This is a genomic window from Hymenobacter caeli, assembly GCF_013294115.1.
GTDB lineage: Bacteria > Bacteroidota > Bacteroidia > Cytophagales > Hymenobacteraceae > Hymenobacter > Hymenobacter caeli.
Genome location: NZ_JABSNP010000016.1, coordinates 50,629 through 64,261 on the forward strand (window position 1 = coordinate 50,629; position 13,633 = coordinate 64,261).

Below are 13,633 nucleotides of genomic sequence, written 5' to 3' on the forward strand. Positions count from 1 at the left end.
CCAGCTTTTTTATTGGGGCTGAAAGTTTTTGATCAGCGCCACGTAAAACCGGATTGCTCGTTCGTAGTCGGCCACGCCAATCCGCTCGTTGGTGCCGTGCAGGCGCTGGATGTCGGCCTCGGCCATGGGCAGGGGCGAGAAGCGGTACACGTTGGGGCTAAGGCCGGCGTAGGTGCTGGCGTCGGTGGCCCCCACCAGCACGTAGGGGGCCACCAGGGCCCCCGGAAACACGCTGCCGATGGTGCGGTGCAGCGTCTGAAACGCGGCCGCCCCGGGGTCGGACACCGGCGCGGGCTCGTGGCCCGGGCCGAGCAGGCGCACCCGCACCCGCTCGTCGCCGACGATGCGCCGGACTTCCCGCACCACGCCGGCCACCGAGTCGCCGGGCAGGAGGCGGAAGTTGACGGTGGCCGTGGCGTCGATGGGCAGCACGTTGTCTTTGCTGCCGGCCCGGAAGATGGTGGGGGCCGTGGTGGTGCGCAGCGCCGCGTTGCCGGAGGCGGTGCCGGCCAGCGTGCGCTCAATCAGGGGCCCGAACAGCCAGCGGTTGGCAAACACCAGGCGCTTACCGAACGGCACTTCCGAGGCCAGGTAATCGAGCAGGTGGCCCACGCCGCCGTCGAGCCGGGCCGGAAAAGGATTGGCTTCCAGCCGGGCCACGGCCGCCGCTACCAGGCCGATACTGGTGTGGGCGGGCGGCATGGACGAGTGGCCGCCCGCGCCCACGGCGCTGAGTTCCAGGCTCAGGTAGCCCTTTTCGCCGATGCCCACCAGCGCCACCGGCCGGGCCAGGCCCGCCACGCCGTCGGTTTTGATGAGGCCGCCCTCGTCGAGGATGAATTCGGGCCGGACGCCGCGCTGCTTCAAGGCGGCGGCGATGGCGGCGGCCCCGCGCTGGCCCAGGGTTTCTTCGTCCTGGCCAAACGCCAGCAGCACGGTGCGCGCGGGCCGGAAGCCGGTGCCGAGCAGGTACTCTACGGCTTCCAGCTGGCCGAGTACACTCATCTTGTCGTCGAGCGTGCCCCGGCCGTAGAGGTAGCCGCCGGCCGTGCGCCCGGCAAAGGGCGGCTGCTGCCACCGCGCTTCACTGCCCGGCTGCACGGGCACCACGTCGTAGTGGGCCAGCAGCAGCACGGGTTTTAGGGCCGGGTCGCGGCCGGTCCACTCGTACAGCAGGCCGTAGGTATTGAACGTCTGGCGGCGCAGCTGCTGGTGCACCCGCGGGTACGCCCGCCGCAAAAAGGCCACGAACCGCCCGAACTGCGCCGTGTCGGTCTGGGCAAAATCAGTGGTCGACACCGTGGGGATGCGCACGGCCGCCGCCAGCCGCGCCACCGCCGAATCGGGCACGGCCACGGGCGCGGGCGGCGGCTGGGGCCCCAGCTGGTGCCGGGGCACGCGCAGCGTGTTCAGCACCAGCACCGCGGCCAGCCCCAGCAGCGCCCACCCCAACAGTCGAAGAACGAAACGCATAGGGCAGCGGGGTAAAAAGGGAGAATCAGCGGGCCAGGGGGGCGTTCATGCGCAGCACTTCGCCGAGGCGCACGCTGGCGTCGGGCTTTTTATTCCAGGCCTGCAAGTCGCTCACGGTTACCTGGTAGCGTTTGGCCAGAGCGTACAGGGTTTCGCCGGGCAGCACCGCGTGCCATACGGCAGCACCGGGCGCGGGTGGGGCTGGGGCCCCGCCCGCACCGGGCGCGGCGGGGCGCGGCTGGTAGGTGATGTTGCGGGTCGAAGCCGGGGCCTCTGCCACGGGCCCGGGGCCCGGCAGCGCCGGGCGCGGGGTAGCCGTCGGTGCGGCGGGGGCCCCTGGTGCGGACGGTGGACTCAGCCGCAGCACCTGGCCCACGGCGAGGCCGGCGTTGGGCGGCAGCTGGTTCCAGGCCAGCAGGTCGGCGGGGCGCAGGTTGTAGCGCCGGGCAATGGCGTACACGCCTTCGTGGGGCTGCACCTGGTAGCGGCCGGGGGCGGCTAGCCCGGCCGCTGCCGCTGTTGCGGCGGGCTGGGCCAAAGCCTTCGGCGCAGCAGCGGGGGTGGGGCGGACCGGGGCCATTACGGGCCGGGTCGGGGTAGTAACAGGGGTAACGACAGGGCGCACGGCTATTGGCACCGGCCGTACCACGGGTCCGGCCGGCGCGGGGGCCGGTGGCAGCGCGGGCCGCCGCTCGGGCACGGCTGCTACCGGAGCCGGCACGGGCTCGTCGTCAGCGGGCTCGTCAATTACAGGCACGGGGGCGGGGGCTGGCCGGGGCGGTGCGGGCCGGTACACGACGGTGGCGGCGGCCGGAATAGGGGCCGGGCCAGAAGCCAGGGGCCGGGGCCGCCCCGGCCGCGGGGCCGGCCAGCCGCTCAGCGAATCCGCGGAATCGTCGGCGTCGGCGGTGTCGTACCGCACCGGCGCGGGGTTGGGCCCGGCCGCCGGGCGGTAGGCCGGGGCCCCGGCCACGGGGCGGGCGGGCGGGGCGGTTTCGGCCGGGGGGCGGTACTCCACGGCCACGTCGCCGGGGCGGGTGTGGCGCAGCCACAGCACGCGGCCCGGGCGCAGGGCTTCGCGGCCGGCCAGGCGGTTTTTGCTGAGCAGGGCGTGCTGGCGGATGCCGAACCGCTGGGCCACATCGGCCACGGTTTCGTTGGGCCGCACCACGTAGTATTCCACGTCGGCGGCGTCGCGCTTGCCTTCGAGGTAGTAGGGCCGGCCGGGCACCACGCCGTCGAGCGGGCTCAGCTCGTTGTCGCGCAGGAAGCGCGGCAGGCGCAGGCCGCCGCGCCGGGCCAGGTCGCCGGGGGTATCGCCGGGCTGGGCGATGAGGGCCCGCAGGCCGTTGAGGCGCACCTGGCCGGCGTGGCGGGCGTCGGGGGCGGGCGGCGCGGGCAAGGCCGGATCGGCCCCGGCGCTTTGGCGGGCCAGCACGGCGGCGGCCCGGGCGTCGGTGGCCCCGGGCACCACCAAGGTGTAGGCCCGGCCGTCGGCGGGCACGGTGGCGGCCAGCAGCCAGCGGTTCTGGGCGGCCAGGTCGGCCACCGTTACGCCCAGGGCCTGCGCCTGCTGGGCCAGGCCCTGGCCCGGCGCGGCCGGCAGCTCGCGCAGCCGCGCCGGGTGCGGGTTCAGGCCGCAGGCGGGCTCGTAGGCCACCTTCTGGGCCAGGAACATCAGCACGTAGGGCGAGGTGTCGGCCGTGATGGCCATCTCGGTGGCCCCGGCGTCGGTGGGCAGGGTGTAGGGCCGCACGCCGCCCAGGCCGGTGTAGTAGCTCAGCAGCGCGTCGAGCCAGTTGTGCAGGGCGGCGTTGTTTTGGGTGAGGTAGCGGGCGGCCCCGCGGGTGCTGGCGGCCAGGTGCCGGCGCTCGTCCACGGCGGCGTCCACGCGCAGGCCCAGGGCGGTGGCGGTTTCGCGCTTGAACTGCCAGTAGCCCACCGCGCCGTGGGGGCTCTGGGCATCGGGCTGGAGGGCGCTTTCCTGCAAGGCCAGGTAGCGAAAATCGCGCGGCACGCCCGCCTGCTGCAAGGTTTGGTCGATGAGCGGAAACGCGGCGTCGGCCAAATCCACCCGCGCCTGAAACGAGGGCTGGTGCCGGACCAGCGCATCGGCCCGGAGCTGCACGAGGTGCTGGGCCTCTTCAGTCAATACCAGGTGCAGGCCCAGGGCGTCCATTTCGGCGGGCACGGCCGGGCGGGGGCGGGGCGGGCCCTGGGCCGCCGCTGGGCCGCCGGCCAGGGCCAGCAGCGCCAGCAGCAAAAAGCAGGGATTTATTGGGAAATGCAAGGAAGTAGCAGCAAGCGAGCAAAGTACAAAGAACGGCCTTTGCGCTGCTTCCGCGGTGGCTATGCCCCGCCGGGCGGGGGGCCGCCCCCGCCGGGGCCCCCGCCGCCCGGAGGCGGCCCCCCGCCGTCGGGCGGGCCGAAGCCGCCGCGCCGCCCGCCGCCTTCGCCGCGCCCGGGGCGGCCCTCGCCGGGGGCCGTGGGCACCTGCACGTTGCCGCTGCGGATGTTGTAGGTGAACATCAGCATGAAGTAGCGCTGCAAAATGGTGGTGCGCACGTCTTCGTAGTAGGCCTCCGTCACGTTGCGCTGGATGCTGCGGTTCTGGCCCAGCAGGTCGAAGGCGTAGATTTTGATTTCGCCGCGCTGGCCCGGAAACACCTTCTTGCCCAGGCTGGCGTTCCACAAAATGTACTGCTGGTTGTAGCCCGCCGAGAGGCCGGCGTAGGCCTGGTGGGCCACGTCGGTCTGGATGTTGATGCCGGGGCCCACAATCCAGCCCAGGCGCAGGCGCGTTATCTGCGAGTAATAATTCGTGTTGAGGCGGGTTTGCAGCGTGTTGCGCACGTAGTTCTCGGCGCCGTTGGTCGAGAGCGTGAAGTCGAGCTGCGGGCTGATGTTGGAGCTGAGCACGATGCCCGCGCCCAGGGCCGGCGTGCGGGCGTAGTTCAGGCCCCCGTTCACGATGCCCGGGCTCTGGGCGAAGCTGGCGTTCAGGTTCACGTTCAGGTTGGTCTTGATGGCCGTGATGGGCCGGCCGTAGCTGGCCTGGGTGCGCACGTTGTACTCCTGGCTCAGGTTGGTGGGCTGGATGAGTTGGCCGCCGGCGGGCAGCGCCACCGCGCCCGCGCCCTCGGGCATCACGGTGGTGTCGCGGGCGGCCACGATGGTGCGGTTGGCAATCGGGTTCTGGGTGAACGAGCCCGAGAGCAGGGCGAAGAAGTTGCTCGACTTGGCCAGGTTCGAGGCCGAGTAGCGCAGCACCGCCGAGTGGGCGTATTCCTGCCGCAGGTTGGGGTTGCCGATGGTGAGCTGCAAGGGGTTGGAGTTGTTTACCACGGCCTGCAGCTGGCTGATGCTGGGCGGGTTGGTGCTGGTGCGGTAGAAGAAGCGCAGGTTTTTCTGGCGCGAAAACCGGTAGTTCAGCATGGCCTGGGGCAGCAGGTTCACGTAGGTGTAGCGCCCCGTGCCGGGCCGCGGGAACTGCGCCGTGCTCATCAGCTCCGAGTACTGGCCGGCCACGCCCAGGCTGCCCTGGTACTTGGGCGTCACGTGCCGGTAGCTCAGGCCGCCCGCCTGCGTGAGGTAATAGTTCTGAAACACGTTGCTCAGGGCCGTGTCGAGGCGCGCGCTCTGCCGGCCGGCGTCGGCGTAGTCCAGCGTGCGCTTGTCGGAGTTGTTGGGCGCGTAGTTCACGCTGTAGTTGGCCTGGAGCTGGTCGCGCTTGCTCAGCGGCTCGGTGTAGGCCAGATTGGCCCCCGCGTTGCTGCCGTACTGGGCCAGGTCGCTGTGCTGGTTGAGGTTGGCGTTCGGCGAGCCGGTGTTGGTGGTGAGCAGGTCGGAGTTGCCGTTTTTGTTGTTGTAGCCGCCGCTCAGATTCAGCGAAAGGGTGCGGCCCGCGCGGCGGTAGCGGTGGCGCAGCAGCAAGGTGCCGCTGGTGTTCACGCCCCGGTACTTGGCCGCGTAGTCGGAGTTAATCTGGCTTTGGGCCACCCCGCCGCTGGCCGTCAGGCCCTGCAAGGTGCTGGTGCCGTCGTTCACCTGGTAGCTCAGGCGCGGGATGAACAGCAGCGAGTTGGCCGAGTCGATTTGGTGCTCCAGGCGCAGGTTGAAGCGGTTGTTGGTGTTCACGCTGCCCGTGTTGGCGTCCTGGGTGTAGGTGGTGTTGGCCGCCGTCACGTAGTAGCGCTGCGTGTTGCTGAGCACCCGGTTGTCGGCCCGGTTGAAAAAGTAGCTGCCCGTCAGCTCGGTTTTCTTGTTCCAGCTGTTCGAGTAGTTCAGGCCCAGGGCGTTGGTTTTGGTGATGCCGCCGCTCTGGTTCACCAAAAAGTTGTTGGAGGCCCCGCCGCCGCCCCCACCGCCGCCGCCTCCACCCCCGCGGCCCCCGCCGCCCTGGTTCGAGTTGCCCACCACGCCCAGCAGGTCGTCGGTGCCGAAGTTCTGCTCGTTCACGTTGTTGCTCTGCGCCAGCACCGACACGCGCTGGTCGCCGTGGAAGTTGTTGATGTTGCCGTTCAGCCGGTAGCGCACCGCGTCGTTCTGGGCCGCGTCGGTCTGGCCTGAAGGCCCCACGCCGCCCACCACGCGCCCGAAGCTGCCGTTGCGGTACTCCTGCTTCGTCACCACGTTGATGGTCTTGGTGGTGTTACCGTCGTCGAAGCCCGAAAACCGGCTCTGCTCGCTGCGCTGGTCGAACACCTCAATCTTGTCGATGGCGTCGGCGGGCAGGTTTTTGAGCACCGCGTCGGGGTCGGTGCCGAAGAAGGGTTTGCCGTCCACCAGCACCTGCTGCACGGTTTCGCCCTGGGCCTGCACCTTGCCGTCGGTGCCCACCGTCACGCCGGGCATCTTTTGGAGCAGGTCGCCGGCCGTGGCGTCGGGGTTGGTTTTGAAGGCCCGGGCGTTGAACTGGGTCGTGTCGCCCTTCTGGCTCGACAGCCGGGCCTCGGCCGTCACCACCACGCTTTTGAGCTGCACGCCGCCCGCCGCCAGGGCCAGCGTGCCCAGCCGCAGCGGCTCGGTGCCCACCGTCACGGCCTGGCGCAGGCGCTGGTAGCCCACAAACGAGGCGTCGAGCAGGTAGCGCCCGGGGGCCACGTTGTCGAACTGAAACGCGCCCTGGGCGTCGGCCGCCACGCCGCTGCGGGCCGAGTCGGGCAGGTGAATCAGCAATACGTTGGCCCCGATGAGCGGGCTCTGGTCCTTGCCATCGGCCACGCGCCCGCTCACGGGCACGGCGGTGGTTTGGGCATGGGCCGCCGCGGGGCCCAGCAGCAAGAGCGGCAGCAAGGACCACAGATTTAACGGATTTTTAGCGGATTTAACGGATTTTCTGGGGGCCCGCGCCAGTAGGTTCTGTATTGTTTTCATCACGCAAAAGCAAATCGTATAAAGATGCGGAGCCCCAAAAAATCCGTTGAATCCGTTAAAAATCCGCTAAATCTGTGGTCCTTTCTTGCGCAGCAGCAGCAGGCCGTCGCGCAGGGGCAGCAGCACGGGCGCCACGCGCGGGTCGCGGGCCACGTGGTCGTTGAAGGCTTGTACGGCGGGCGTGTCCTTGTCGCCGGGCTTCAGCGCGTGGCCCGGCAGCACCTTGCCGCTCCACAGCACATTGTCAACGATAAGCAACCCGCCCGGCCGCACGTGGCCGATAACGGCCTCGAAGTAAGCCAGGTTGTGCCGCTTATCGGCGTCAATAAAGACCAGGTCCCACACTTCGTCGGCCAACCCGGGCAAAACGTCGTGCGCGTCGCCGATGTGCAGCGTCACGCGCCCGGCCAGGCCGGCCGCCGCCACGTAGCGCCGGATGCGCGCCTCCCGCTCGGGGTTGATTTCGATGGTGTGCAGGTGGCCGTCCGGGGCCAAACCCTCGGCCAGGCACAGGGTGGCGTACCCGCAAAAGGTGCCGATTTCGAGCACGCGCCGGGGCCCCAGCAAATGGCTCAGCATACTCAAAAAGCGCCCCTGCACGTGGCCGCTGCTCATGCGCGGCAGCAGGGTTTGCAGGTGGGTTTCGCGGGTGAGGCGGGCCAGCAGCGGCGGCTCGGGCGCGGTGTGGGCGGCGGCGTAGTGCTCGGTCGGGGAAGCCAAGGCGGTAGCGGATGGAGTGAGCGGCTTGTTGGCAGTGGGCGGGGCCCGGCGAACTGCGGCCGGCCAACGGGCCGCCCGCTGGCTTTCGACTACCTACCCAGGCGGGCGCGGGGCCCGGGGGCGGGCAAAACTACCACCGCGCTTCCCGCCGCCAGTTGCGGATGGGCACCACCCGGGCCGCGAAGCCATCGGCCAGGCGCGGGCCCCGGGCCACGTACTGCCGGCGGCGGGCCGCAAACGGGAAGGGCGCGTACCAGGGAATCTTGTCGGCCCGGTTTTGCAGCACCCACACGGGGTTGCCGGGGGCCAGGGCCACGGCCTGCACCGCGATGACGGGGTAGGGGGCGGGCCACACCAGCCGCTCGGGCAGGCCCAGCAGGCCGCTGCGCCCGGTCAGGCCGTCGAGGCCGCTGTAGCCCCGGAAGCCGCCCGAGCGGGCCAGCAGCCGCACCAGCCGCGCCCGTTCGAGCAGGGGCCGGCGTTTCTTCTCCCAAAACGCGTTGTGGAACGCCCGCGGGAACTGGCTGCGCACAAAGGCCTGGTCGGCGGGCGCGGGCAAGCGGTGCAGGATGTCGGCGTATTCGAGGCGGTTGAGGGCGGGCGCGATGATGTAGTGGCGGTACTCGATGAGCACCGGGCTGGCCACCAGCACCCCCGCCGCGGCCAGCGCCAGGCCCCAGGCCAGCGGCCGGGCCCCGCGCCGGGCCGCGGCCCACAGCCAGGGCAGCAGCAGCAGCGCCACCAGGGCCAGCAAAAAGCCGTAGCCGAACCGAAACGCCGGGGCCAGCCCGAACCAGAACGCCGCGCCGCCCACCGCCACCGCCCCCGCCACCAGCACCTGGGGGGCCTGGGGCAGGTGCCCGCGCCGGTACTGCCCGCGCCCCAGCAGCAGGCTGCCCGGCAGCAGCAGCGGCACGGCCAGCAGCGCCACTTGGTTGGCCCGGTACTGCTGCTGCCACCACAGCGGCAGCCAGAACTGCCAGGACTTGTCGTGCACGCTGATTTGGTTGTAGAAGTCGGAATTACGCGCGTACTCCCGGATGTAGTCCTGGTGCAGGCGCAGCTCGGCCAGCGGAAACTTCCAGCTCGGGTTGAAAAAATCGAGGGCGGTGACGGGAAACACCAGGTAGCCGCTGATGACGTAGTTGCGGGCCAGCCACGGGGCCACGATGGCCACGGCCAATAGGCTCAGCACCCCCATGAACCGCCCGTTCAGCAGGGCCCCCGAGCGCCCCACCCACCACAGGGCCAGCAGCAGCAGCGGCAGCGTGGACAGCTTGACGGTGACGGCCAGCACGCTCAGCAGGATAACGGCCGCGTGGCCCGTGCCCAGCGGCTGCCCGGGCCGGGGCGGCGGCAGGGCCAGGGCCTGCGCCAGGGCAAAGAAGACGAGCAGCGTCACGGCCGGGTCCGGCGAGAGCGAGGGCAAGTCGTCGAGCAGCCAAAATACCGCGAAGGCCGCCAGCACGAAGCGCACCGCGTCGGCCGGCCCACACCGGCCCTTGAACAACTGGTCCAGCCCCACCAGCCCGTACCAGCCGAACAAGACGAAAAAGACCGTGTTCAGCACCTGCAACGGGCTGCCCACGTAGCGCCCCCAGCTGAAAAGCGCCTCCGGCACGAACCACGCCGAGTTGAAGCCGATGTGCAGCTCCAGGTTGGCCAGGCCCGGCACCACGCCCATCTCCTCCAGCCACCGCACCGATTGGGCGTGGTAGTAGCCCGTGTCGATGTTGATGGGCGGCATGGTGGCCACGGCCAGCGCCACCAGGGCCAGCAGCCCGCCCAGGGCCAGCACCGCGCCGTGCAGCTGCCGCGCCCGGGCCCACTGCCGCCGCAGCAGCTGCCGCGTGGCCGGCTGCCACAGGCCGGTAGCCGCCGCGCCCGCCGCCGCCAGGTGGGCCCCCGTGTGCACCGGCCCCGCCAGCGACCACGCCTCCAGCAGCACCGTGAGCAGGGCCAGGCCGCCCAGCCAGGTCGTGAGGGCCGCCACCGGCCCGTCGTCCGTCAGCCGCAGGCAGAACCGCACGAAGCGCAAAAACCAATAGCCCAGCCCCAGCGGCAAGAGCAGCGCGTACAAGCCCGCCAGTACCAAAATAGCCATGCGTGGGAGGTAAAGATTTAACCAATAACAGAATAAATATTCATTCTACCATAAGTTAAACCAAGCCGTACGCTTGCCAGCATCGGCCGGCCGTACGCCAGGTGCCCGCCGCGCAAGTAAAAATGCCGGGTGCCGCCGCCTTCCCGCCGCCCAAAAAGCGTCCGTGGGGCCGGGCCCGGCGGGCTCACCCCCGCCACGGCTCCAGCCGGAACCGCCACACCTTGTAGCCCGACTTGCCAGTGACGTAGGTATGGTCGGCCACCTGAAAAAGTCCTTCGTAGCGAAACTGCCGGGCCGCCGGGGCCGGGGCAATGCGCCGGAATACCCGCACCGGCCGGCCCGTTTCCTGGCTGCGGGCCAGGCCCTGGTTGCGGTGGTTGAAGTCCTGGTCGGTTACCTGGCGGCCCGACTTGGGGCCGCGCCCGCCGTGCCCGGCGTACCAGAAGTAATCGGCGTGGACTTCGTCGTCCTCGTACTGGTCGGCCAGAACGAGGCTCTCGGCCCCGTGCTGGGCCGTGGCGCACACGCCCGTCCGCCGCGGCCGGTGCTGCCCAACGTCGGCCAGCGCGAGGCGCGAGGCAAACAAGTCGCCGGGCTGCGCCGTGCCGATGGGCCCAAAGGTCGGTAGCGCCATCATATCGGTAGCGTCACTACAATTAGTTACGACGGCTTTCCATCGGCTAACGGCTCGTAAAAATGCCCCCGGTGATAAGCCAAAAAGTCGGTGCCAACCACGTGCTTTTTTTGCGTGATGAGCCGGCCTGGCAAACCCAATAATTGTAGGTTATCGTTGATGCCAAAGCTGCCTAAATCAAATAATACGTGGTGGTTGGCGCACAGGCACAAGACATTAGCGAGGGCGTCGGGGCCGTGGTGCGGGGCCCCCAGCGGGCGAATGTGGGCCGCTTCCGCATAGGGTACCGCGCCGCGCAGCTGCACCCCACACACCTGGCAGCGGTAGTCGTGCAGGGCCTTCACGCGGCGGCTAACGGCTGTGTCGCGCACAACGCGTAGCACGGTACTGGCCCGGCGCGGGGCCGGGCCGTAGGCCAGGACGGGCTCTGCTGCTTCAAACAAATTCGGGGAATTGGATTCTGCGACTGACGGCCCGCCGTCGGTTAGCAATCCTGCTGGCAATAGTTCCAGCCGGAAGCGCCACACGCGGTGGCCCGATTTACCCAACTCGGCCCAATAGCTAGCCACGCGGTAAAGGCCGTCGTAGCGGTAGAAGCTGCCGCTGCGGCCCTCTATTTTGCGCGTCACGCGCAGCGGCAGGCCCGCGGTGCAATTGCGCACCAACTCCAGGTTGGCACCAGTCAAGGTTTGGTCGGCTACTTGCCGGTTGCTTTCGGCGCTGCGTCCCCCGCGGCCAGTGTAGATGATGACGTCGCCAAAGTCCACGTCGTCTTCGTAGCCGCCCGACAGCACAATGGACGCCGCGCCCTCGCCCTGCCGGGCGCTGATGCCCGCCTGCGTTTGGGCGTGCACGCCCGCGCCGTGCAGCTCCAGGCGGTTGCGGAACTCGTGGCCGGGCGCTACGCCGGCAATGGGCCCAAACACGAACGGGAGCTTTGCCATCGCGCCCCGTTATTTCCCCTCCGGCAGGTATTGCAGCACGCTCAGGTGCTCGTCGGTGAGCAGCTCGTTGGCCATGGCGAGCAGGTCCGGGGCCGTCACCTGCTCAATTTGGCCGAAGATTTCGCTCAGCGGCTCCACGCGGCCCAGGTCGAGGGTGCTCTTGCCGAGCAGCTGCATCAGGCCCGAGTTGCTTTCCTCGCTCATGGCGAGCTGGCCCATGAGCTGGTTTTTGGCCACGTGCAGCTGCGTGGTGGTCAGGGCTTTGTCGCGCAGCAGCTTCAGCTCCTTCTGCACCAGGCCCAGGGTGCGCTTCACCTGCTTGCCCTCGGTGCCGAAGTAGATGCCGAACAAACCGGTGTCGGTGTAGGGCGAGTAGGTGCTGTCGATGGTGTACACCAGGCCGTATTTTTCGCGCACGGCCAGGTTGAGGCGCGAGTTCATGCCGGGGCCCCCAAGAATGTTATTCAGCATGAAAAACGGGATGCGGCGGGCGTCGGCCAGCGGGTAGGCGGGGCCCCCCACCAGGCAGTGCGCCTGGCTGATGGGCCGGCTTTCGAGCTGGGTTTTGCGCGCGTAGCCGGCAAAATCCTGGCGCGGCCGGGGCCCCCGCCGCGCCGGCAGGTCGCCCAGAAACTTGTCCGCCAGCCGCTTCACTTCCTTAAAAGGCAGGTTGCTCACCGAGCTGAACACCAGCCGGTCGGTGCGCACGTTCTCGTTATAAAACGCGTGGAAGTCGTCGGACGTGAAGCCGCTCACGCTTTCGCGGGTGCCCAAGATGTTGACGCCCAGCGGGTGCTGGCCGAACACCACGGCGTCGAAGTCGTCGACGATGGCGTCCTCCGGCGCGTCCTGGTACATGCTCATCTCCTCCAGAATCACGCCGCGCTCCTTCTCCAATTCGCGGCCGGGAAAGGTAGAATTGAACGTGAGGTCGGTGAGCAGCTCAAAGGCCCGCTCGAAGTGGGTGCTGAGCAGCGTGGCGTAGAAGCAGATTTTTTCCTTGGTGGTGTAGGCGTTCAGCTCGCCGCCCACGGTTTCGAGGCGGTTGAGGATGTGGAACGACTTGCGCTTGCGGGTGCCCTTGAAGGCCATGTGCTCCCAGAAGTGGGCCAGGCCTTGCTGGTGGGGGCCCTCGTCGCGCGAGCCGATGTCGAGCAAAAAGCCGCAGTGCGCGATTTTGGTGTGCGGCACCTGCTTGTGCAGCAGCCGGATGCCGTTGGGGTACTCGTGGATATCGTAATCAATCATAGAGACCACAAAACTACCGCCGCCGGCCGGAGGTTTCACTTGGCGTAGCGCCCCGCCCCTTCCCGGTGGGGAGGGGGCGGGGTTAGGTGCCCAGCGGCTCCAGCAGCTGCTCCACGGCAATGGTGTAGGCGCAGCGAAAGTGGCCCAGCGGGCAGGCCGCGTGCCCGTGCAGGCCGCAGGGCTTGCAGTCCAGCGGCTCCCGGGTTTCGACCACGCGCCCCGCCGGGCCCAGCGGCCCGAACCCGAACGCGGGCACCGTGGAGCAAAACACCGCCGTGACCGGGGCCCCCACCGCCGAGCACAGGTGCAGCGGGGCCGAGTCGTTCACGTAGTTCATGCGGGCCCCGCGCAGCAGGGCGGCCGAGGCCAGCAGGCCCAGCTGCCCGGCCAAACTGACGACGTTCGGGCGGCCGCTGGCCACGGCCAGGCGGTCGCAGGCGGGCGCGTCGGGCGGGCCCCCGAGCAGGTACACGCGCAGGCCGGGCGGCAAGGCGGCCAGCAGTTCCAGCCACTTGCTTTCGGGGTACTGCTTGGTGAACCACACCGACGTGGGGGCCAGGCACACATAGGGCCCCGCGGCGGCGTAGGGCGCGGCGGCGGCCTCGTCGGCGGCGGTGGGGTAGAGGCGGGGCGCCACCAGGGGCTGGGCGGCCGGGCGGGGCCCCCGGCGCTGGTGGCGCGGATTCTGGCTCAGCACCGGGGCCACCAGGGCCAGGTTGCGCTGCACCTCGTGGGTGCCGTTGCCCACGACGTGCCGCACGCGCCGCGTGAACCACCGGCTGAACGGGTTTTCGGCGAACCCCGCCCGCGCCGGGGCCCCCGAAAACGCCGCGAGGAACCCCGTGCTGGCGTAGCGCTGCAACGTGGCCACGCGGCCGTAGCCGCCGGCCCGCACCCGTTGCAACAGCTGCCACAGGGCGGCGTACTTGCCGTGCTTCTTGTCCCAGATGAGCACCTGCCGGACGTGCGGGTGGCCGCGCAGCAGCTCCTCGTTGCCGCGCCGCACCAGCACGTCCACGGGCGTGGCGGGCTCGGTTTGGGCGAGGTATTCGATTAGGGCCGTGGCCAGAATCACGTCGCCGATGAAAGCCGTTTGGATGAGGAGGATGGGCGGGTGAAGCTGGAGCATGGCGC

9 protein-coding genes are annotated in these 13,633 nt (G+C 69.6%); all 9 read right to left on the minus strand.

From position 1 onward, the window contains the following. Positions 1-9: 9 nt before the first annotated feature. The 9 genes from HNP98_RS15800 to HNP98_RS15840 all read right to left on the minus strand — a co-directional run bounded on the left by HNP98_RS15800 (position 10) and on the right by HNP98_RS15840 (position 13,628). On the minus strand, positions 10-1,473 hold the full coding sequence (locus HNP98_RS15800) for a M20 family peptidase (RefSeq protein ID WP_173811133.1): 1,464 nt from the start codon (positions 1,471-1,473) through the stop codon (positions 10-12). Between the two features lie 25 nt (positions 1,474-1,498). After that, a complete protein-coding gene (locus HNP98_RS15805) occupies positions 1,499-3,736 on the minus strand; it encodes a LysM peptidoglycan-binding domain-containing protein (RefSeq protein ID WP_173811134.1) in 2,238 nt (745 codons plus the stop codon). An 86-nt stretch (positions 3,737-3,822) separates the two neighbouring features. Continuing rightward, positions 3,823-6,768: a TonB-dependent receptor gene (locus tag HNP98_RS15810; protein WP_173811135.1), complete on the minus strand. Its 2,946-nt coding sequence runs from the start codon at positions 6,766-6,768 to the stop codon at positions 3,823-3,825. A gap of 147 nt (positions 6,769-6,915) precedes the next feature. Continuing rightward, positions 6,916-7,569 carry an O-methyltransferase gene (locus HNP98_RS15815; protein WP_173811136.1) on the minus strand — a complete coding sequence of 218 codons (654 nt, stop codon included), beginning with the start codon at positions 7,567-7,569 and terminating at the stop codon, positions 6,916-6,918. Positions 7,570-7,699: 130 nt separating this feature from the next. Next, positions 7,700-9,673 (minus strand): LIC_10190 family membrane protein, encoded by a 1,974-nt coding sequence (locus tag HNP98_RS15820; protein ID WP_173811137.1) that lies wholly within the window; start codon positions 9,671-9,673, stop codon positions 7,700-7,702. 184 nt (positions 9,674-9,857) lie between these two features. After that, positions 9,858-10,310 (minus strand): YDG/SRA domain-containing protein, encoded by a 453-nt coding sequence (locus HNP98_RS15825; protein WP_173811138.1) that lies wholly within the window; start codon positions 10,308-10,310, stop codon positions 9,858-9,860. Positions 10,311-10,333: 23 nt separating this feature from the next. Then, on the minus strand, positions 10,334-11,251 hold the full coding sequence (locus HNP98_RS15830) for a YDG/SRA domain-containing protein (protein WP_173811139.1): 918 nt from the start codon (positions 11,249-11,251) through the stop codon (positions 10,334-10,336). Positions 11,252-11,260: 9 nt separating this feature from the next. Next, a complete protein-coding gene (locus HNP98_RS15835) occupies positions 11,261-12,499 on the minus strand; it encodes a M16 family metallopeptidase (RefSeq protein ID WP_173811140.1) in 1,239 nt (412 codons plus the stop codon). Positions 12,500-12,581: 82 nt separating this feature from the next. Then, positions 12,582-13,628 carry a glycosyltransferase family 9 protein gene (locus HNP98_RS15840; RefSeq protein WP_173811141.1) on the minus strand — a complete coding sequence of 349 codons (1,047 nt, stop codon included), beginning with the start codon at positions 13,626-13,628 and terminating at the stop codon, positions 12,582-12,584. Positions 13,629-13,633: the final 5 nt, after the last annotated feature.